Here is a 22,407-nt window from a genome sequence, read left to right as displayed (position 1 = left end):
ATGATTATTTGTGTAAAATTTGTGAGCACATAGAAGATCGTTAGGAAAGTTCTATAATTAATTAAGCCAGATATAATCAATTTTTAATCTCTCAGGGTTTAATTCCCCGAAGCTCTGCTTCGTGATATCATAAGAAACAACTAAAACTTTTTTAGATACCTCGTAGCTCTGCTGCGAGGAGCATCATTTAAATATAGATATATCATGGCTCATTTAACGATAGATGAAAGATTTAAAATATACGAAATGAATAAGAGTGGTTATAGCTCGCGATATATAGGGACAAAGATTGGCCGTGATAAAAGCACTATATGTTATGAACTCAAGAGAATGAGGCATAATTATAGACCAGATAGGGCTAACACACTTGCTTGCAGTTTAAGGCAAGGTAAGAGAAAAAGAAAATTAGATATTGATAATAATTTACGAGCAGAAATAATAAAGCAGTTAACACAGGGTATTTCACCAGATATAATTTCAGGTAGACGTAAACTATCACGAGATACTGTCAATATTTCTACAGAGAGTATATACCAGCTTATTTATACATCTCCTATAGCACAAAGGCAAAAATTATATTTATCTTTAGCAAGAAAAAGGAAAAATAGGTTGCATCATGGTACAAGAATCAGAAACAAAAGAATTACAATACCAAATCGAGTTTCCATTACTGAAAGACCAGAGATAAATAGAAAGATAGCAGCAATAGGTCATTTAGAAGGTGATTTAACTTTTAACAAAGGTAATCAAAGTCGTAATATAGGCGCTCTTGTGGATATCAGAACACAAAAAGTGTTTCTCACTTTAAACCGTTCAAAAAGAACACAAGATGTGATTGGTAACATGAATAAAAAACTTAAACAATTGTCGCATATAATCAAAAGCATAACGTTAGATAATGGCAAAGAATTTACCAATCATGAACAACTATTGCCAAAATCTGAACGAAAAGTATATTTTTGCAATCCTTATTCTCCATGGCAAAAACCATTGATAGAGAAGATTAACTCAATGGTGCACAGAGTATACTCTAAATCTTTAGATATAAAAAAATTAACAATAAAGCAATTACAAGAAATTGAGGATTTTTTAAATAATTTACCAAGAAAAGTGCTCGGTTATAAAACACCCAATGAGGTATGGGAAGAAAATATAAATCTGGCTTAATTAATACTGGAATTTACCAACAAAGAACGAGCATTTTTGTGATATGCTTACTTTAGCTAAAGAAAGAGGTATCAAGCCTGATGCTATAGTTATGGATGCTTGGTATAGTGGTTTGGATAATTTAAAACATATACGTAATTTAGGTTGGATATGGGTTACCAACCTAAGAAAAAATAGAAAAGTTAATCGTAATGTTAGCTTGGAAACTTTAGAGATTCCCGATGAAGGGCTAAAAATTCACCTACGTGGATACGGTTGGGTTACGGTATTTAAGTTTGTGGCAAAAAATGGTCGCATTGATTACATAACAACTAATTTAGAGAATCCTACACGTGAGCAAATAGAGAAAATTGTTAAGGCGCGTTGGTCTATAGAAGTTTATCATCGAGAATTGAAACAAACTTGTGGTATTGAATGCTGTCAGGCACGCACGGGTCGAGCTCAAAGAAATCATATTTGCCTTGCTGTATTGGCCTGGCTTGATATGAACAAAAGGAGGATAAATGAAAACATTACTTTATATCAACAAGAGTCTTTTGCAATGATTGTGTAAATTTTTGTTGAGCCTATATTAGAAGTAATTAAAAATATAGGTAACAGAAATGCAAATAGAGAAGAATAAAAAAATAAATGAAGCAATAGATTTGCTGATAGAAGGTGGAGTAGATTTAAAAACAGTACTAAGTCAGAATGGATTAATTAAGGAATTAACCAAGGGTATTTTAGAGCGAGCACTGCATGCTGAGATGTCAGAACATTTAGGTTATAGCAAGTATGATAGAGCTGAAACTGAGAATGCGAGGAATGGTAGTTTTAGTAAGAATCTGATTAGTGAGAATGGTACTATAGAGCTAAATGTTCCAAGAGACAGACAAGGTAAATTTGAACCTATAATAGTCTCAAAGAAACAAACAAGAATAGATGGCTTAGACCAAAAGATAATATCCTTATATGCGAAGGGTATGAGTGTGTCTGATATTAAAACACAATTGCAAGAATTATATGGAGCTGAGATCAGTGAGAGCCTAATCAGCAGGATTACAGATGAAGTAATAGATGAGGTCAAGATTTGGCAGAGTAGACCTCTTGAATCAGTATACCCTATAGTATATTTTGACTGTTTAGTAGTGAAAGTAAGACAAGATAAACTTATTATTAATAAATCAGTATATGTAGCTTTAGGAATAGATTTATCTGGCAGAAAGGATATTTTAGGCTTATGGATAAGTGAGAATGAAGGAGCTAAATTTTGGCTCGGTAATTTTACTGAAATGAAGAATCGAGGAGTAAAAGATATCTTAATTGCTTGTAGTGATAATCTAACTGGTATGTCTGATGCTATTGCATCAGTATATCCGAAAACTGAACATCAAATTTGTATTGTCCATCAGATCAGGAATAGCCTCAAATATGTATCATATAAAGATAGAAAGCAATTAGCAGCGGATTTGAAACTAATCTATACTTCTGCTACTGAAAAAGAAGCAGAATTAGCTCTTGAGTCATTTGATCAAAAATGGAGTAAGCAATATCCGCATATAGCTAAATCTTGGTATAATAATTGGGATAATTTGATAATTTTCTTGCAATATCCAAAGGAGATTCGTAAGATTATTTACACTACAAATGCGATAGAATCGCTGAATAGCCAATTGAGAAAAGTTACTAAGAATAAACGCATCTTTCCAAATGATGACGCAGTATTTAAGGTTTTATATCTGACAATTGATTATATTACCAAAAAATGGTCTATGCCTATCCCCAATTGGAATGAAGCTATGGCTCATTTTATGATCAAATTTGATGGTAGAATTTAATGGTTCACGAAATTTACACAATTGATGAGACAGAGCCATCAACAAACTTGGGAAGTTATAAAAACATCAATTCAGAACAACATTAAATGGCTTCTAACTAATACACAATTTTGCTAAGTGCGAAACTCCTGAACATAACTTATTAATTTTTATTGAAAATCTTAGCAATTTGTTGTCAAAACTCTATCCCATTACAAATGATCAGGATTTGAAGTGTTTTTGGCGGATAGACTTTATATCTGACAATTGATTATATTACCAAAAAATGGTCTATGCCTATCCCCAATTGGAATGAAGCTATGGCTCATTTTATGATCAAATTTGATGGTAGAATTTAATGGTTCACGAAATTTACACAATTGATGAGACAGAGCCTATATTAATAGTATGCATCATATTTTTCATTAATAATTGATCTCTTGTTTTATCGAGACGCTCCAAATAAAAATATACACATATATTATAAATGAAAAAAATAGCTACAAATACCATATATGGCATGCATTGCTTTAATTTTACGAATGGAGCAAAAAGTATTTTGCATTTATGTATTTTGAGCATATTACTACTAAATTCTTAATCTTGTTAAATATTACGGATACTCGCGTGGTTTATTAGTCAAAACTTACGCTATGTTTGATGTAATGCCTATGAATTAAGGGATTTTATGCAGTGATCCACTGTAAAAACATAGCTTTGTAATAAGGGTTTCGAGCATATTTGTTATAACATAGCGTAAGTCTTGTAGTATCATCGCAATATTCCTGAAGATTTAGACGCCCCTTGATTAATACCCGCCACATACGACTTGCAAGGTTCAGCAGCAACACTATTATTACCCAAGGCTGTAGATTTGCCCGACAAAGTAGCTCTAATTCTATCAGCTATACTGTTTGCAACGTAGCTTCCTACTTTCTTTGACTCTTCTATAGCTCTCTGCTTTACATAATTCTCAACCCCTCCAGCTTTCAAGCTTTCTAACACAATATTGAACCCCAATTTGCCACCTGCTTTTAGTACATCTTTAATTTTGCCTACTGTAGACTTAGAACTATCCTTACTGTTCTCTGATGTAAAACCTTCGTAACCTATATTGTTCATGATTTCAGTAAGTTCTTTTAAGGATTTGCCTCCATCTGCTTCTTTTAAATATGCCTCGTGGTGCAACTCAATATGTTGCTCTGCTGTTTTCTTGATATATGACTCAAACTCTTTGTACTTTGGCTCAGTTAGACATTTCTTAGTTAATAGCAGTATTTGCTCTCTTTCCTGGTCTCGGCATTCAAGTGCCGGCTCTATATGCTCTTCTAATATCTTTTTGTATCTTGCAATCTGTGCTTCATGGTGCTTAATTTGCTCTTCTTTCGAATCAACAATACCATTTAACTCCTTATCTGATCTCGTCTCTAATACTCCTGATGCTACTCCAATCAAATCTTGTGCTTGCGGCTCTACTTCTAATGATAAATCTACAGCTTGACCTTTATTTCTTGCTACCTCCTTCATCATCTCTTCATATTTGCCTTTCGTTACTGGCAAGGTGTAAATTTCCCCGCCATGCTCTATATATCCTACAGAGTCGATACTGCTACCTAAAAACTGAAGTGGCTGCGGACTACTGACCTCTTTAAGCTTTGGTACTCCATTTGGCTTTGGTGTTGCTTCATAATGTGCTGTAAAATATACTGCCTTTGTAACTGATGGAGCTTGCCCATCTTTATCTTTTGCAACCAAAGATAAATGCATAGTGCCACTTGCTGGTTCGTGCAGCTCTACTGGAAAATCTATAGTTCTATAAGCATTCACTATAGTAGTGCTCCCATCTTGCTTGCTGATCGTTAGCGGACTTGTTTTGTGTGTTTGCTCCTTTAAGGTGCAGATCTCATCTCCAACACCGTTATAAACTATCTGTGACCTAGTACTTAGCTCAGCAAATCCGCTCCAATCCATAGGCTTAAAGCCTCCAAGATAATTAGAGCTACTAAATCTTGTGTGAATATTCTTGTAGCCTACTAGCTCTATTTCCTCCATTGCAGCTTTTACTTGCTCGTTTTCAAGTGCACTACTTACAAGCGTGCGTTGCTCATTGTTAAGATGCATCAAAAACTTCTTAAATCTCTCATCATCTAAAGTATGCTCCTCTAACTCAGGATGCATTGTACTGAAAAATAACCGTAATTGTTCTCTCTGCTTCTGCAGTATCTCTTGGCGTATGCTTTCCGTAATTGGATCTACTCCTTCAGAATCTAAACTGATTCCTACTCCACTCGTACCAAATGATACGCTATCTTGTGCGGCAGTCTCTTCTGTTACTTGCTCTTGCATGCCAGTATCACTATTTTGCATCTTAGTAAGATTTACCTCTTTACTACCTCGATAATTATATTTCTTTTCAAATTCTTCTAATAACTCAGCTGTACTTTGTTCGTCAGTATTATGATTGTTTTGCATTTTCTTAAATCCAATTCATTAAAAATATTATTTATGCTTATAAACGGGTTAAAACCCATAAACCTACAGTAAGGTTTAGTGGTCTCCTAAAATATCTACCTGCTTCACTTGATCAAACTCGACCTCACAAGCTGGTAACTCCGATACCCTTAAGCTTAATTCTTGCATGACGTATTCTTTCTTGTGCATTAGTTTTTCGACTTCTGCTCTTAAACCTGACTCGCCACCGTAATTTGACATGTAGCCAGATACCACTAACCCTTTCATACGTTCACTTAAAGTCTTGCTAACGTTTTGATTTTGTATTGCTTGTCTAGCCACCGCAAAATCATAACCTTGGCTCTTTAATACATTAAACTCATCTGCAATATTGTAAGTGGTAAAAGTTTCTATATGCTCATTGATCTTATGGCTCTTGGTATCTTCATCATTCTTTTGCCTCGCTCCTATCTCATCCGCAAATCTTACATATATGAGTTTTCTAACCTCTGCTGAATCTAGAATTTTATAATAACTTATAGATCCTAGTTTAGCGACGCTCTGAAAAATTGGAGCAGATGCCTTAATTTGCTCTTTAGCTGCTGACTGATTAGGCAGTATCTTTGTAAAAGACTCAAAAGTGAACTCATCACTTGCATCCTCTATATATCCTTTACTTTGCGTGCAATACTTAACCATACTGTTAATGCTTGCAGATGCCACCTGCTGTATATTTCTTGCCGCATTAAATATTTGTTTTACTGTTCTTGCTATTCTAAACATTTCTTTTCTCCTTTTTGTTTGTTGGTTGGTTGTTTTAAAGTATATGAGAGGGGCTATGCTAGCCCCCTCATACTCCCCCGCTATATCTGTAAATAAAAAAACTACAAAACTCTCTTTTTATCAATTAATACTTAAAGCACTACTCTTGCTCTATATTACCTTCCAAGCTTGCGGTTAAGGATATTTCTATTATGTTTTGCTATACCATAATAAGGACGTAATTTAACCGCTTTTTCTAAAGCAATCCTTGACTCCGCAAGTCTTCCAATCTCATACAGACACTTGCCTTTATTATTATGGGCTTTTGCGTCACGAGGTCTTAAGCTTATTGCATCGTCGTAAGCCTCAATTGCCTCCTCTAATCTTTTAAGTCGATATAGACACTGACCTTTGTGGTAGTATCTTGATGCCGCATTAGGATTTAGCTCTATAGCCTTATTCAAATTGTTAATTGCCTCTTCATATCTTCCAAGATATAGGAGGCAAATAGCTTGATTGTAGTAGCCAGCATCATTAGGCTCTAGCTGTTTAGATTTATCACAATCTCTAATAGCGGCTTCATACCTAAAATGCTCAAGCTTAATACTAATCTCGTGTTGCATCGCCTGCACTCCCGAGCTTTTCAATGACAATAGTTCTGTTATTAATTGCTACTGCAAAATCAGGATTTAACTCTATTGCTTTATTATACGCTTTAATTGCTTCTTCATATCTTCCAAGAGCACTCAAGCTATTTCCTTTATTATTGTAAGCATCAGCATCATCAGGATTTAACTCGATAGCTTTTTCATAAGATATTATTGACTCCTCATATGTCTCAATATTGTATAGACTAATTCCTTTGTTGTAGTAATTACAAGCATCATTCGGCTTTAATTCTATCGACTTATTATACGCTTTAATTGCTTCTTCATATTCCCCAAGTTTAAATAAACTACTACCTTTGTTGTTATAGATGTCAGCATCATCAAGATTAAACTCTATTGCTTTATTATACGCTTTAATTGCCTCTTCATATCTTCCAAGATCACTTAAACTATTTCCTTTATTATTGTAAGCATCAGCATATTCAGGATTTAAGATTATTGCTTTATCGTAGCATTCAATCGCCTCTTCATACCTTCCAAACTCTGCTAAAACATAACCTTTGCTATTGTATGATTGTGCATCATTCGGCTCTATTTCTATCACCTCATTCAATACTTCAATTGCTTCCTCCAATCTTTGCAGTTTTACTAAAACATTAGCTTTTTCTTTTAAAAAATATCCATTATATGGATCTAATCTTACTGCCTTATTATGTTCCTCAAGTGCCTCTTCATACTGCCTACTACTACTCAAGCTACAACCATCATTGTTGTACCTTATTGCTTCGTCTTCTCTTATGAGTTCCATTTGCCTAATGATGTACTTGGTCCACCCGTAGGTATCGCCGTAAACATCACTTTTGTATATATCTATCGCATTATCAAACACTTTAAGTGCGTCCTCTAATCTTCCAAGCTGGAATGCACTAATCATTTTTGCCTTTAACATATCTAAATTATTAGGCTCTAACTCCTGCGATTTATTATAGCACTCAATTGCCTCTTCATATCTTCCACGCAAGGCTAAAGCCTGCCCTGCATCATAGTATTTCTTTGCCGCTTGATGTTTCTCAAATTCATTTCTCTCTCTCATGATATTCCTACTCTTTTCTATTGTTTTAATTAATAACTACTGCAGATATACGATAATTCTCCATGCACCGCACATAACCTCAAATAACTAGCTGCAGGAATAAAATACTCCTGTGTTTCTTTTATTGTTTTAGTAATTTTTGGCTGCGGCTTATAGTAGATAGTTCGTAGATTATCCAAGCGATCGAATATCTTAATCATTAATATTTCATCTTTACCACTGATGCGTAGATTTACGACCATCACGCCACTGCTTATTTTTTCGTCATCCTCCTTAATCCTTGTTAAATACTCCACGTTACCTGCTATATTGCTGCCAAATATTGCTGCTATTTTATCATAAGTAAGGTCCGTATCTTCTAATGTGTCATGCAGTATCGCAGTTACTAAAATATCTGTTCTAAACAGATAATCTGACACCATATAAGCAACCTCTAACGGATGACTATAAAAAGGCTCTCCTGAATGCCTAAACTGTCCTTCATGATATTTTTTGGCACAAGAAATAGCCTTTTTAATCTGCTTAATATCCACCAAAGTTTTTCCTTGACTTTCTGCCCTTGTATTAAATCTAACCAGCTTATCTATAAGACGCTTGGCATAAATACAATTCCCTCGTTTCATACCTTACCTCCCTATAGATTTACCTTAAGTTTTAATACTCCCTGATGGCTTTTAAATCTTCTTTGCTTCTGTAAATCGTATAAAAGCTCTAAGCTAATGTTCTTGTGACTCGCAATTAAACCACCACCAATATTCGTACTTAGCTTTTCATGATTTAAATTGTTGGTAAAACTGACGCTACTACTTTCGCCTATATCTTTTACACTTAATAGCTGTCCCGAATTTGCACCTCTTCCTACAATTCTCTTCTCAAGAGAAATATGCGCTGTTGGTACTAATTGAAAATTATGACTTAACTTAATAGGCGTAAATAATACTCTTGCCCCTACCTCTCCACTTAAAGCGCTACTCTTGCTTCTTTTATGATGTTCAATATATGAATCTAGAATTTGTTCTTTTGACGGACCAATACGTCCATATTCGTACCTAAAACCTATGCTCGGAATTAATGTGATGTGGTTTTGAAATGTTATTTTGCGATTCAAATGTGATTCAAAACTGAACAATTTTGATTTGGGCGTGACAATATCTTGATGCTTAGCAGCTTTACCGCTTAAAGCAACTGACGCGAGTAGTTGAAGATTGGTATTTTCAGCAAGAGTAGTACCATTATATATACTGAATATATTTGTATCGGTTCTGCTGACGTTTGAACCAGCATCAAGTATAGATGGATACTTAATTTTGCTAGACAATCTACTATAACTAACTCCAAACATTAGATCGCTACTTACGTTAATTTCTCCTCCAATAGTACCTCCATGTATTTTGCTACTATGTCCTATATTATTACTGCTATCTTTTTGTTTAGAAGCACCAAATATGCCACTACTCCATACGCTATAGCTTGGCTCTATATCTTGTTCTTCATCGCCTGCAGATACAGCAACTAGCTTTCCTATATCTCTTGTCAGTAATCTATGTCTAATTTGTTTACTTACTGCTTTGCTACCAAAACGTAAATCCTCTCTTGCTAGTGCTGCAAGCTTTGCTCTCTTAGTGAGTTCCTCCTGATGCCCAACAGTATTACTATTCGCCTCTACTGTGCTACCCTCGGTATCAGTGATTACATCTTGCTCTAACATATCTTCTACTACTTCTACTTCTTCCTCTTCCTTTAGTTTCTGTGACTGTAATTCCTTCTCTACATTAACTAATTCGTCTTGGACAATTTCTGATACAATAGGCTTAGATTGTAACGCTTCTTCAGAGATAACAACATTTGTATCTGAACTACTAATACTGCTCGCAATGCTACTATCTTCTAACGCCTCATCATCATACCCTCTATCATTATCAGAATATCCACCTATTACTTCATCTAATTTCTTAACTGCTTCATCTTCTTCAAACTCCCAGTTCTCTAGCTTATCATCATATAGTCTAGCCTCTAATAAGCTCGCATCTTCTGTGCTTGTAGACTGATCCTTAGTATCAAAGATTTTACTATCTTCTAATGATCTTTTACTTCTAATAGGATTAACTGATTCTACAGAATTTATACCTTCAGCAGTTACATGACTATTGAGTGTTAACTGGTCTTTAAGATCGCTAATTTCGTGTCTTAAATCAGCAACTATATTGTTATGAAGTACTGGATCAATGCCGGTAATTACTGTACTGCTATCACTACCATTTTCTTTGGCTTTTTGCTCCCTCATAGCCTTCGCATGTTCTGCCGCCTTTCTTTGCTTTTCAATCTCTACTTCTGCCTCTATCTGCTTAGCCTTAATAGCCCATTCCTTCTCCTTGTGTTTACGAAGCGTTGCAGCTTTTTCTTTATTTGCTGCTATCTTTTGTGATATCTCAGCCTCTCTTGCTTTTTGCTCCTCAGCTGTTAATACTATTACCTGTTTGGCTGCTTTCTTGAACTTATTGCTATTCTTCTCTCCAGCTATTGCTTCTCTTCTGGCTAAAATCTGACTCATAAAATCAGCTTCATCGCTAGAAATAACTTGCGGCTTTGCCTCTTGCTTCACTTTCTTTAACTTGAAATTGCCTTTTGCTATCTGCTTCATTGCTGCCATAAAACCTGACTTTTGCTTAGTTTTAGGAGCAGCATCACTCACCAAATCAGGCATGCTAGGTGCCATAGGCGGTGCTGGAGGGACTGGTACCATATCGGGTAATATTACAGGTGGTACTATGTCCGGTAATGGCGGCATGGGTGGAGGAGGTGGTGGTGTCACGGGCGGATTTGATGGTATTAAATCAGGCAATGGCAATTGCGGTACTACATCAGGTAAATTGTTGCTTAAGGCAATAGACTCAAATGTAACCTCTTGCTTCCTACCTGATGAGGCTTTGCTTTTCGGTCTCTTGTCTCCTGCAAATACCTCACCTGTCACCATTGATAAAAATATCAATGATACTGTAGCTACTTGCTTGATACGTGTTCTTAATAATTTGTGATTGGAAAAATTAGTGCTAACGCTATACTTCCTGCTGTAATAGCTTTCACTTTGACTGCTAGGTAAACAGTAGTCGGGGGCTAAGTATTGTGATTGGTTTGATCCTTGAGTGGCCAATAGACTGGTTCTATTGCTAATAAACTCATTGTGTGTTATATTCATATATGACCTCATATTGATTTATGGGTTATTGCATTTACCAGTAAACACACAACCGTCCAAAGTTTTAGTGTTTACTGGTTTTTCTTTTTATAAGGTAGTTTCTATTTTATTATCAGATCACTCTGCTACCTCATATATCTACTTTATTAAATATATTGTAGTGTGTCAAGAATTATATACTATAAATATAGTATATATATGGTGTATTAATTATAATAATATATTATTTATATATGTATGTCATAGTATTTTTATAATATAATATTATAATGAGTATGGGGTATATATCATGAATGACTTAGATATTCGGATGACTGCTGCTGATTCTGCTAAATTTTTAGGGGTATCACTACAATTCATTCATAAAAAACTAAAACTAAAAAAACTAGAATCTTTCAAATCACAAAATAGAATATATTTTGGTCACTCAACGGCAAAGAAGCTTTTTAATATTCAGTTTCCAAAAAAAGTAATATCTTTCCAAATTGTTAAGGGTGGTACTGGTAAAACTTCTTTAACGCATGCCTTTGCAATCAGGTCTAATCTATATGGTGCGAGGGTTTTATGTGTTGATTTAGACCAACAGGGAAACCTATCTCAAGCATTTAATGTTGATGCTAAAGATAAGCCTGTTATGATTGATATTATATGTAATAATGCAACACTTCATGATACAATTCAAACCGTTGCCGCTGGTTTAGATATTCTCCCAAGTAGAATAGAAAATGCTGTATTAGATAATTACTTGATACTAAAGAAATACCCATTAGATAGAGTATATAATGATTTATTTAGTGAAATACGTCATAAATACGATTTAATTTTAATAGATTGTCCACCAGCGTTAGGACAATCAGTAACCTCTGCCACATTATCTTCCGATGTTGTAATATGTCCAATTACTCCAGAACACTTTAGCTTGTCTGGATTAAAAATTTCGTATGAAGAAATTAAGACTATTAGCCAAAGATTTAAAAAATCCATTGATTTTAAAGTTGTACTTAATAAATTTGATAATAGAACCGCTTTATCTTCTGAGGTATTATCCAGCATATTAAATCATGATATTTTTAAAGATAAAGTTTTGAATACCTTTATCAGAAATTGTCAAGATTTCCCTAATAGCATGTATACTAATAGTAATATTTTTTCATCACTAAGAAATAGTGCAGCAAAAGAGGATATAGATCTCCTAACCCAAGAAATATTAGAACTTCAAAACAATACTTAATAATTAACATTATGCCTTTAATCTCAGAAATAGAAAAAAATAAAACTAAAAATTCCTTTAAGAAGCGTACTTATCGTCCATGGGATGACACTCCTAACACAGAACTGTCAAATCATAATAATACGACCGATAGTAAAGAGAAATTAGATTTTCATAAAAAAGATGATGGTTTAGTAAGTTTTTCAGAAGAAGAACTAAAAAAAGAATCTAGACAAATGTTTGGAGCACAAAAAATAATAATGCAGTTCCTAGTTAATAATATTGAAGATAAGCACGCTGAACATGTAATAACTAAAAGTATCACAATAGATGAATTTTCATCTGCATGTCAGCTACCTAGTAACACCATTAAATCAACATTGCTGAAATTAAAGAATAAACGATTTTTTGTAACACATGAAAATAAGCCAGGACGAGGAGGTTATGCACGTTATAAGTTCTTGCTCAGCACTGTTAATTTCTTTTCAAAATCATTTTCGCAGAATGAAAAATAGTGTGTTTTTATAAAAAATAAAACTTGACACTATTAGGTTTAAGTAGTACTGATATATTTTATAGTAACTTTAACTATTCCTTATGATTAATGGCTTTGTTGCATAAATAAGCTTTTGAATATACTGCCCCTAACCCCGCAATGCTAGCCTAGCCAACAGGCACGGCTTTGTTGCATAAATAAAATTTGTAGAGCAAGAGTGGTGATAATCTGGTAAGATGTCCTGAATTAAAAAATAATCCAGATTATATGAGATCTCGGAAGAAAGCCCCTTTTAGTAAATCACGCAAGTATTCTAAATATAAAATAACGAATTGGTCAGAATATAATAATTTTTTACGCAATAGGGGTCGCATAGATTTTATGATTGCCAGTGATTTGGCGATTGGCTGGTATGCTGATTACAGAGAGGAAATGAAACGAGGAAGACCTAGACGCTATAGTGATCACGCTATATTACAGTGTTTGAAGATCAGATGCTTATTCGGTCTTAAGTTACGCCAAACCCAAGGCTTTATAAACTGGCTCTTTGAAATATCGGGTTTATCTATTAGATGTCCAGACTATACAACATTAAGTAAGCGTATGAAGTCATTAGATCTTAGGTATTTACATGGAAATCAAGATAAAGAATTTAGTTGTATTTCAATGGATAGTACAGGGATACAAGCCTACACAGGGAACGAATGGCTAGAAAATAAGCATGGTAAGCAATATAAGCGTCGCATATGGAAAAAGCTACATATCGTTATAGAAGATCAAGGTATGATACTTGCCGATAGTACCACAGAGCATACTATAGATGATAGATCACAGATTGGACTACTAATAGCTAATGTCAGAGCCAAGGATTTTCTGGGAGATCGAGGGTATGACGGTGAATCTACATATCAATTGTTGAGAAAGAAGAAGATAAAACCAGTTATTAGACCCCCAAACTCTTCAGTAAAAGTTCAATCGCTTAGGGATAAAACTGAGAGAGATGCAGCTGTTATATATCAACAAAACAAAGGATACCAAGCATGGAGGGTAAAGAATAATTATGGTAGAAGGGAGCGTGTAGAGAACACGTTCTTTCGATTTAAAACTTCTTTTGGTAGTAAGTTTCTATCAAGACATGATCAAAATATGACAAAAGAAATGTCTATTAAATGCCACTTATTAAACAAAATGTTTGAAATTGGTAAACCTATCTCTGTGCCTGTTGGCTAGGCTAGCATTGCGGGGTTAGGGGCAGTATATTCAAAAGCTTATTTATGCAACAAAGCCAGTCAGAATGGATTAATTAAGGAATTAACCAAGGGTATTTTAGAGCGAGCACTGCATGCTGAGATGTCAGAACATTTAGGTTATAGCAAGTATGATAGAGCTGAAACTGAGAATGCGAGGAATGGTAGTTTTAGTAAGAATCTGATTAGTGAGAATGGTACTATAGAGCTAAATGTTCCAAGAGACAGACAAGGTAAATTTGAACCTATAATAGTCTCAAAGAAACAAACAAGAATAGATGGCTTAGACCAAAAGATAATATCCTTATATGCGAAGGGTATGAGTGTGTCTGATATTAAAACACAATTGCAAGAATTATATGGAGCTGAGATCAGTGAGAGCCTAATCAGCAGGATTACAGATGAAGTAATAGATGAGGTCAAGATTTGGCAGAGTAGACCTCTTGAATCAGTATACCCTATAGTATATTTTGACTGTTTAGTAGTGAAAGTAAGACAAGATAAACTTATTATTAATAAATCAGTATATGTAGCTTTAGGAATAGATTTATCTGGCAGAAAGGATATTTTAGGCTTATGGATAAGTGAGAATGAAGGAGCTAAATTTTGGCTTGGTAATTTTACTGAAATGAAGAATCGAGGAGTAAAAGATATCTTAATTGCTTGTAGTGATAATCTAACTGGTATGTCTGATGCTATTGCATCAGTATATCCGAAAACTGAACATCAAATTTGTATTGTCCATCAGATCAGGAATAGCCTCAAATATGTATCATATAAAGATAGAAAGCAATTAGCAGCGGATTTGAAACTAATCTATACTTCTGCTACTGAAAAAGAAGCAGAATTAGCTCTTGAGTCATTTGATCAAAAATGGAGTAAGCAATATCCGCATATAGCTAAATCTTGGTATAATAATTGGGATAATTTGATAATTTTCTTGCAATATCCAAAGGAGATTCGTAAGATTATTTACACTACAAATGCGATAGAATCGCTGAATAGCCAATTGAGAAAAGTTACTAAGAATAAACGCATCTTTCCAAATGATGACGCAGTATTTAAAGTTTTATATCTGACAATTGATTATATTACCAAAAAATGGTCTATGCCTATCCCCAATTGGAATGAAGCTATGGCTCATTTTATGATCAAATTTGATGGTAGAATTTAATGGTTCACGAAATTTACACAATTGATGAGACAGAGCCTTTTCTTCCCATACCTCATTGGGTGTTTTATAACCGAGCACTTTTCTTGGTAAATTATTTAAAAAATCCTCAATTTCTTGTAATTGCTTTATTGTTAATTTTTTTATATCTAAAGATTTAGAGTATACTCTGTGCACCATTGAGTTAATCTTCTCTATCAATGGTTTTTGCCATGGAGAATAAGGATTGCAAAAATATACTTTTCGTTCAGATTTTGGCAATAGTTGTTCATGATTGGTAAATTCTTTGCCATTATCTAACGTTATGCTTTTGATTATATGCGACAATTGTTTAAGTTTTTTATTCATGTTACCAATCACATCTTGTGTTCTTTTTGAACGGTTTAAAGTGAGAAACACTTTTTGTGTTCTGATATCCACAAGAGCGCCTATATTACGACTTTGATTACCTTTGTTAAAAGTTAAATCACCTTCTAAATGACCTATTGCTGCTATCTTTCTATTTATCTCTGGTCTTTCAGTAATGGAAACTCGATTTGGTATTGTAATTCTTTTGTTTCTGATTCTTGTACCATGATGCAACCTATTTTTCCTTTTTCTTGCTAAAGATAAATATAATTTTTGCCTTTGTGCTATAGGAGATGTATAAATAAACTGGTATATACTCTCTGTAGAAATATTGACAGTATCTCGTGATAGTTTACGTCTACCTGAAATTATATCTGGTGAAATACCCTGTGTTAACTGCTTTATTATTTCTGCTCGTAAATTATTATCAATATCTAATTTTCTTTTTCTCTTACCTTGCCTTAAACTGCAAGCAAGTGTGTTAGCCCTATCTGGTCTATAATTATGCCTCATTCTCTTGAGTTCATAACATGGTAAATTCCAGTATTAATTAAGCCAGATTTATATTTTCTTCCCATACCTCATTGGGTGTTTTATAACCGAGCACTTTTCTTGGTAAATTATTTAAAAAATCCTCAATTTCTTGTAATTGCTTTATTGTTAATTTTTTTATATCTAAAGATTTAGAGTATACTCTGTGCACCATTGAGTTAATCTTCTCTATCAATGGTTTTTGCCATGGAGAATAAGGATTGCAAAAATATACTTTTCGTTCAGATTTTGGCAATAGTTGTTCATGATTGGTAAATTCTTTGCCATTATCTAACGTTATGCTTTTGATTATATGCGACAATTGTTTAAGTTTTTTATTCATGTTACCAATCACATCTTGTGTTCTTTTTGAACGGTTTAAAGTGAGAAACACTTTTTGTGTTCTGATATCCACAAGAGCGCCTATATTACGACTTTGATTACCTTTGTTAAAAGTTAAATCACCTTCTAAATGACCTATTGCTGCTATCTTTCTATTTATCTCTGGTCTTTCAGTAATGGAAACTCGATTTGGTATTGTAATTCTTTTGTTTCTGATTCTTGTACCATGATGCAACCTATTTTTCCTTTTTCTTGCTAAAGATAAATATAATTTTTGCCTTTGTGCTATAGGAGATGTATAAATAAACTGGTATATACTCTCTGTAGAAATATTGACAGTATCTCGTGATAGTTTACGTCTACCTGAAATTATATCTGGTGAAATACCCTGTGTTAACTGCTTTATTATTTCTGCTCGTAAATTATTATCAATATCTAATTTTCTTTTTCTCTTACCTTGCCTTAAACTGCAAGCAAGTGTGTTAGCCCTATCTGGTCTATAATTATGCCTCATTCTCTTGAGTTCATAACATATAGTGCTTTTATCACGGCCAATCTTTGTCCCTATATATCGCGAGCTATAACCACTCTTATTCATTTCGTATATTTTAAATCTTTCATCTATCGTTAAATGAGCCATGATATATCTATATTTAAATGATGCTCCTCGCAGCAGAGCTACGAGGTATCTAAAAAAGTTTTAGTTGTTTCTTATGATATCACGAAGCAGAGCTTCGGGGAATTAAACCCTGAGAGATTAAAAATTGATTATATCTGGCTTAATTAATTATAGAACTTTCCCGTTATAATTTTGAAAGCTAAAACTTTACCACCAATTTTTCAAATAAAATAAGCATGCAAAAAAGATTAGGCAAAATGCTTAATTCCTAATATAATTACTTATAGTTAATTTTATATTTTAACATCAAATGACTACTATACTTGTGATCGCTATTATAGTTATGATCGCTTTATCTGCATTATTTGCTGCTACCGAAACTGCTATTACTGCTTCTTCCCCTGGGAAGATTCATAAACTTAAGATTGCTGGCGACAAACGTGCTAAGACTGTTTTGCAAGTTTTGAAGAAAAAAGAGAAAGTAATTGGAACTTTGCTAATCGGTAATAGTTTAATCAACACTGTTTGTACTACTATTGCGACTACTTTATTTATCAGCTTTCTTGGTGATAATGGTCCTTTGGTTGCTTCTGCCGTCATGGCTTTTATAATTATTGTTTTTGCTGAAGTAGTACCTAAAGCCATAGCTGTTGCCAAAGCTGAGCAATTAGCCCTTAAAATGGCTTCAACAATTGTAATTTTTCTAAAGCTTTTTAAGCCTATTAATATTGCTCTTGATTACATCACAAGAATATTCTGCTTTATATTCCGTATTAATTTAAATCCTCAAATATCCGGTACTGAGGAAGTTAGAGGCGTAATTGAGCATTACCATCAAGAGGGTGGCGTATATAAAACCGATCGTAATATGCTTGGCGGAATTTTAGATATACGTAATATGACGGTATCGGAAATTATGACTCATAGGAGTAATATTATAGCTATTAATATTGATCTACCTAGCGAAGTAATAATTAAAACTTTATTGTCAAGCTCACATACACGTATACCTTTATGGAAAGATAATCGAGATAATATAATCGGTATTTTGAATTTAAAAGATTTACTAAAATCGCTTTATGAACATAATAACGATCAAAAGAAGATTAATATTAATGAGCTTCTGACGCCTCCATGGTTTATTCCTGAAAATGCATTAGTTGTAGATCAGCTAAACGCTTTTAGAGAGCGTAACAACCATTTCGCTTGTGTTGTCGATGAATATGGGGATTTGCAAGGCATCATTACTCTTGAAGATGTTATAGAGGAAATAGTTGGACCTATCACCGATGAACATGATAGGCATAGTGATGAAATTATTAAAAAATCTGATACTGAATATGTTATAAAAGGTACTACGACTATCAGAGATGTTAACCGAGAACTTGATTGGAACTTACCGGATGATGATGCAAATACTATAGCAGGGTTAATAATCCATAAAATTGCTAGAATTCCAAATCGAGGGGAAGTAATTGAGTTATTTAACTTCAAAATAATAATTTTAAAGAAAATCGCTAATAAAATCGATAGTCTAAGAATTATCATATTACCTACCATAGAGGAAATATCAGACAGTGAGTGAAATCGGTAATTTTTTCCTCATTGCTGTTATGTGCTTAAGCGGGGTGTCCTGTGTCATATGTTTATTACGTCATTGCGAGCGACTAAAAGGAGCGTGGCAATCTCGCTTTATTATCCTGAGATTGCTTCGTCAAAACTTACAGTTTTTCCTCGCAATGACGTCGCGGTATGACATTTGTTTCTACACCGCTATCCTATGCACCCTGCTCGCTTTCTGTACCTTAGTTTATGCTTTTATTGTTTCTGACTTTTCTTTGCAAAATGTTTTCTTAAACTCCAGCACATTAAAGCCGTTAATATATAAAATAGCCGGTAGTTGGTCGAGCCATGAGGGTTCAATATTATTATGGTTTACTTTATTACAAATCGTTAGTTGCTGTTATATCTTCCTAATTAAAAACCAAGAAGATAAAAAATTATCTATTATTATTCTGTCAGTTATCCAACTACTTTTTAGCAGCTTTATTTATTTTACCTCTAATCCATTTAATACATTTTCCTTTATTCCTAAAGAAGGGCTAGGGTTAAATCCGATGCTACAGGATATCGCTCTAAGCATCCACCCTCCTCTACTTTATTTAGGCTATGTCAGCTACGTAGTGCCTTTTACTATTGTTTGTGCAATGTTAGTGTCATCCCGCTCCTCTATGTCATTCCCGCGAAAGCGGGAATCCAGTTCTTTTGCAAATTATTTACTGGATTCCCGCTTTCGCGGGAATGACATAAGCCTCCTTAAAACATTTTCCAACATCGGTATTTTATTTACCACAATCGGCATAGCTCTTGGTTCTTGGTGGGCGTATAGAGAACTCGGTTGGGAAGGATTCTGGTTCTTCGATCCTGTTGAAAATATTTCACTATTTCCATGGCTATCCGGAATCATGCTGCACCATTCCATAATAGTCATGACAAGAACCGGAAATATGCAAAACTGGACGTCGATTTTGTCAATTGTTACTTTTTTATTAGTAATATTCAGTACTTTTTTAGTTCGATCCGGCTTTATTACTTCGATCCACTCTTTTGCATTCTCACCTGAGCGCGGTATATATTTACTTGTTATATTTTTGATTATGGGTATTGGTGCTTTGGGGGTGTATACTATGCCGTCATTGCGAGGAGGTGCATTAGCATCGACGAAGCAATCTCAGGAGGTTGCCCGAGATTGCCACAGCCACTATTGTGGCTTCGCCATGACGGGCATAACCATCGGCAACACTCTTTTCACCTTAAGCCTCATCATCTTAATATCCGCCACACTTTATCCTTTAGCTTATTCTTTATTTGACGATAAACCTGTTATTATCGATGAGAGATTCTTTATTAATAATTTTCTTATTTTCGTTATACCTATTCTTTTCACTATCGGATTATTTACTACTAAAAGCTCAATCAAGAAGCATATTATTATCCTCATATTATCTTTAATAGCAACCTATCTAATATCGCTTAGGGTAAATTTTAGGGTCATATCTGTTTTAACCACAATTGCATCTATCTTCTTAATGCTACATAATATTTTATATTTTATATTTAAAACTAATTATTTCAGACAATCTTTAAAAGCAAGTACTGCTAGCATGATCCTTGGGCATTTCGGCTTTGCACTGATCGCTTTTAGTATTACTATGAATGCATTATTGCAAAGTGAAATGGACTTTACCGGCAGCGTTGGCACAAGTACAAAATTTAATGAGTTTAAAGTAACTTTGCAAAATGTTAAGTTCGCTCAAGGCAAAAATTACTATAGGCAAATCGCTGAATTTTGGCTTGAGGATAACAACCATAACATAACCATATTAAAACCAGAAAATAGGCTTTATATAGTCGAAAAAGGCTTGTCACAAGAAAGCGATATATATTCTTATTTACTATATGATCTTTACGCTGTCTTAAGCAATATAGACGGCAACATAATTCATGCTAAAATATATTATAAACCGATGATGAGTTTTATCTGGCTCGGAGTATTCATTACTGTTAGCGGTTTCTTGATTGGATTGCTCAGAAAAAAAGAAGAAAAAAATTTCAAATAATCTTTTATCCTTTTACATATTTATATGATATAATATAAGTTTAACGTAACAGATTATATATATGTCTAATAAAGTGGCTATTGACGATTTTCAATCACATTGCTTAGAAATAATTGAAGATCTACACACAACTCATCAATCCGTAATTATTACAAAAAAAATATACCGATTGCAAAATTAGAACCTTTAGAAAAATCTAAAAACTCTATAATAGGCATAATGAAAGGTAAAGCTAAAATAACCGGAGATATAATCAGACCAATATACGATGAAAAGTAAAATACTAAACGTTAGTAACCTGATATTACTTGATACCGATGTTTTACTTTGGGCTATATCAGAACCAAATAAATTATCCACAACCGTAAAACAATCCATAGATGTAGCCCAACAAAATAAATTATTACTATAATGGACTAATGGTATGGACCTCCTGATATAGAGAATGAAAAGCAGTTGCTAATCTTCTAGGGTTAATATTTAACATATTAAAACAACAATTAAGGAGGTCCATATGGAGGTTACTACAATTGGTATAGATATTGCAAAAAGAATTTTTCAAATTCATGGTGTAGATAAAAATGGCAAGACAGTATTAAAGAAAAAATTGATGAGAGATCAGGTTTTGACATTTATGGCTAATTTACCACAATGTTTAGTAGGGATGGAAGCTTGTGGTGGTTCTAGTTATTGGGCAAGAGAAATAACTAAATTAGGGCATGAAGTAAAACTAATGGCACCGCAATTTGTCAAACCATATGTTAAAACTAATAAAAATGATCAAGCAGATGCTGAAGCGATATGTGAAGCCGTGACAAGACCTAATATGAGATTTGTTGCAATTAAAACTATAGAGCAACAAGAAATTTTATCAATACATAGGGTAAGAGAGAGATTGGTAAAAAATCGTACAGCACTTGCTAATGAAATTAGGGGGCTACTACATGAGTTTGGTTTTATTGTTCCTCAAGGCATTAATAAGGTTATCACAAAATTAATTGAGATTTTAGATGCAGGGAAATTAAGCCAGTTAAGTTATCAAACATTTAGTGAACTAAAAGAAGAATTCTTAGATAATAACAGAAAAATAAAAGAGATAGAAAAACGATTAACAATGATAGCAAGTAACCTAACTCAATATCAACGATTAAGAGCTATACCTGGTCTTGGTTTAATTACTGCTACTGCTTTAATAGCATCAATAGGTAATGCTACAAGTTTTGAGAATGGCAGGCAATTATCGGCATGGCTAGGATTAGTGCCAAGACAACATTCAAGTGGTGGGAAGGATAAGCTGCTGGGAATTAGCAAGCGAGGTGATGTATACTTACGCACTTTATTAATTCAAGGGGCTAGAGCTGTACTAAATGCCAAGATAAGATTTACATCGGAAGAACAGAAATCTAAAAAAGATTTTAGCCAATTTACGAAATGGATGTTTAATTTATCTGAGCGAAGTAGCCATAATAAAACGACAGTTGCCATAGCTAATAAGTTGGCAAGAGTGGTGTTTGCTGTACTAAGATCAGGAGATGATTATGTAGAGAGTAAAGTTTGTAGCTAAAGAGTGTGTAGCATAGCACTTATAAGTAAAATAAATGGTGATTTATATAATGAATAGGTAAAAGCAAAACAATATGTAAGAGATTCCAACCCGAAATATGCTTGAGATAATTAATATTGATGGTAAATAAGACAAACCTTAGCTTACAAAAAAACTGCGTTTTTCAGTGGCTCTTTTAGAAGCCGA

The 22,407-nt window shown here is 33.9% G+C and carries 17 protein-coding genes and 2 pseudogenes; 11 read left to right on the top strand and 8 right to left on the bottom strand.

Annotated features, from left to right (window positions below):
• The first annotated feature begins 204 nt into the window (after positions 1 to 204).
• The 3 genes and pseudogenes from AAHI98_RS02785 to AAHI98_RS02775 all read left to right on the top strand — a co-directional run bounded on the left by AAHI98_RS02785 (position 205) and on the right by AAHI98_RS02775 (position 2,984).
• Positions 205 to 1,167: an IS30 family transposase gene (locus AAHI98_RS02785; protein ID WP_342224993.1), complete on the top strand. Its 963-nt coding sequence runs from the start codon at positions 205 to 207 to the stop codon at positions 1,165 to 1,167.
• 19 nt (positions 1,168 to 1,186) lie between these two features.
• Positions 1,187 to 1,696: pseudogene (locus AAHI98_RS02780) on the top strand (transposase); the annotation flags it as partial.
• Positions 1,697 to 1,769: 73 nt separating this feature from the next.
• Positions 1,770 to 2,984, top strand: a complete 1,215-nt coding sequence (locus AAHI98_RS02775; RefSeq protein WP_342224662.1) for an IS256 family transposase — start codon at positions 1,770 to 1,772, stop codon at positions 2,982 to 2,984.
• Between the two features lie 750 nt (positions 2,985 to 3,734).
• Here AAHI98_RS02775 and AAHI98_RS02770 read toward each other — a convergent pair.
• From AAHI98_RS02770 to AAHI98_RS02745, 6 genes are all read right to left on the bottom strand, one after another.
• The gene (locus tag AAHI98_RS02770) at positions 3,735 to 5,435 is read right to left on the bottom strand and encodes a Sca4 family spreading effector (RefSeq protein WP_342224992.1); all 1,701 of its coding nucleotides are present in this window, start codon (positions 5,433 to 5,435) and stop codon (positions 3,735 to 3,737) included.
• 75 nt (positions 5,436 to 5,510) lie between these two features.
• Positions 5,511 to 6,197 carry a hypothetical protein gene (locus AAHI98_RS02765; protein ID WP_342224991.1) on the bottom strand — a complete coding sequence of 229 codons (687 nt, stop codon included), beginning with the start codon at positions 6,195 to 6,197 and terminating at the stop codon, positions 5,511 to 5,513.
• Positions 6,198 to 6,352: 155 nt separating this feature from the next.
• Entirely contained in the window at positions 6,353 to 6,799 is a 447-nt protein-coding gene (locus AAHI98_RS02760) for a tetratricopeptide repeat protein (protein ID WP_342224990.1), read from the bottom strand.
• Positions 6,783 to 7,877 (bottom strand): tetratricopeptide repeat protein, encoded by a 1,095-nt coding sequence (locus AAHI98_RS02755; RefSeq protein ID WP_342224989.1) that lies wholly within the window; start codon positions 7,875 to 7,877, stop codon positions 6,783 to 6,785. Before AAHI98_RS02755 ends, AAHI98_RS02760 begins: the two co-directional genes overlap by 17 nt.
• Positions 7,878 to 7,906: 29 nt before the next feature.
• Positions 7,907 to 8,500 carry an HD domain-containing protein gene (locus AAHI98_RS02750; RefSeq protein WP_342224988.1) on the bottom strand — a complete coding sequence of 198 codons (594 nt, stop codon included), beginning with the start codon at positions 8,498 to 8,500 and terminating at the stop codon, positions 7,907 to 7,909.
• Between the two features lie 11 nt (positions 8,501 to 8,511).
• The gene (locus AAHI98_RS02745) at positions 8,512 to 10,569 is read right to left on the bottom strand and encodes an autotransporter domain-containing protein (RefSeq protein WP_342224987.1); all 2,058 of its coding nucleotides are present in this window, start codon (positions 10,567 to 10,569) and stop codon (positions 8,512 to 8,514) included.
• Positions 10,570 to 10,645: 76 nt separating this feature from the next.
• On the opposite strand from AAHI98_RS02745, the gene AAHI98_RS02740 reads away from it, so the two are divergent.
• The 5 genes from AAHI98_RS02740 to AAHI98_RS02720 all read left to right on the top strand — a co-directional run bounded on the left by AAHI98_RS02740 (position 10,646) and on the right by AAHI98_RS02720 (position 15,200).
• Positions 10,646 to 10,912, top strand: a complete 267-nt coding sequence (locus AAHI98_RS02740) for a hypothetical protein (RefSeq protein ID WP_342224986.1) — start codon at positions 10,646 to 10,648, stop codon at positions 10,910 to 10,912.
• Positions 10,913 to 11,362: 450 nt separating this feature from the next.
• Positions 11,363 to 12,304 (top strand): ParA family protein, encoded by a 942-nt coding sequence (locus AAHI98_RS02735; protein ID WP_342224985.1) that lies wholly within the window; start codon positions 11,363 to 11,365, stop codon positions 12,302 to 12,304.
• Between the two features lie 11 nt (positions 12,305 to 12,315).
• Complete coding sequence (locus AAHI98_RS02730) at positions 12,316 to 12,798, top strand: hypothetical protein (RefSeq protein WP_342224984.1); 483 nt, start codon at positions 12,316 to 12,318, stop codon at positions 12,796 to 12,798.
• A gap of 248 nt (positions 12,799 to 13,046) precedes the next feature.
• On the top strand, positions 13,047 to 14,009 hold the full coding sequence (locus tag AAHI98_RS02725) for an IS5 family transposase (RefSeq protein WP_342224734.1): 963 nt from the start codon (positions 13,047 to 13,049) through the stop codon (positions 14,007 to 14,009).
• A 6-nt stretch (positions 14,010 to 14,015) separates the two neighbouring features.
• Positions 14,016 to 15,200, top strand: coding sequence for an IS256 family transposase (locus AAHI98_RS02720; RefSeq protein ID WP_342225019.1), 1,185 nt, complete (start codon positions 14,016 to 14,018; stop codon positions 15,198 to 15,200).
• A gap of 39 nt (positions 15,201 to 15,239) precedes the next feature.
• Here the strand turns inward: AAHI98_RS02720 and AAHI98_RS02715 are convergent.
• Both AAHI98_RS02715 and AAHI98_RS02710 read right to left on the bottom strand, forming a co-directional pair.
• Positions 15,240 to 16,076: pseudogene (locus AAHI98_RS02715) on the bottom strand (IS30 family transposase); the annotation flags it as partial.
• A 19-nt stretch (positions 16,077 to 16,095) separates the two neighbouring features.
• Positions 16,096 to 17,058, bottom strand: coding sequence for an IS30 family transposase (locus AAHI98_RS02710; protein ID WP_342224646.1), 963 nt, complete (start codon positions 17,056 to 17,058; stop codon positions 16,096 to 16,098).
• A gap of 289 nt (positions 17,059 to 17,347) precedes the next feature.
• On the opposite strand from AAHI98_RS02710, the gene AAHI98_RS02705 reads away from it, so the two are divergent.
• The 3 genes from AAHI98_RS02705 (at position 17,348) to AAHI98_RS02695 (ending at position 22,221) form a co-directional block, all read left to right on the top strand.
• Positions 17,348 to 18,622, top strand: a complete 1,275-nt coding sequence (locus AAHI98_RS02705) for an HlyC/CorC family transporter (RefSeq protein WP_342224983.1) — start codon at positions 17,348 to 17,350, stop codon at positions 18,620 to 18,622.
• 154 nt (positions 18,623 to 18,776) lie between these two features.
• Positions 18,777 to 20,657: a heme lyase CcmF/NrfE family subunit gene (locus AAHI98_RS02700; protein ID WP_410526190.1), complete on the top strand. Its 1,881-nt coding sequence runs from the start codon at positions 18,777 to 18,779 to the stop codon at positions 20,655 to 20,657.
• A 514-nt stretch (positions 20,658 to 21,171) separates the two neighbouring features.
• Positions 21,172 to 22,221: an IS110 family RNA-guided transposase gene (locus AAHI98_RS02695; RefSeq protein WP_342224642.1), complete on the top strand. Its 1,050-nt coding sequence runs from the start codon at positions 21,172 to 21,174 to the stop codon at positions 22,219 to 22,221.
• Positions 22,222 to 22,407: the final 186 nt, after the last annotated feature.

Source organism: Rickettsia endosymbiont of Urophora cardui (genome assembly GCF_964030725.1).
Classification (GTDB): Bacteria; Pseudomonadota; Alphaproteobacteria; order Rickettsiales; family Rickettsiaceae; genus Rickettsia.
The sequence above is the reverse complement of the archived record's forward strand: the minus strand, read 5'-3'. Positions and strand labels throughout refer to the sequence as shown.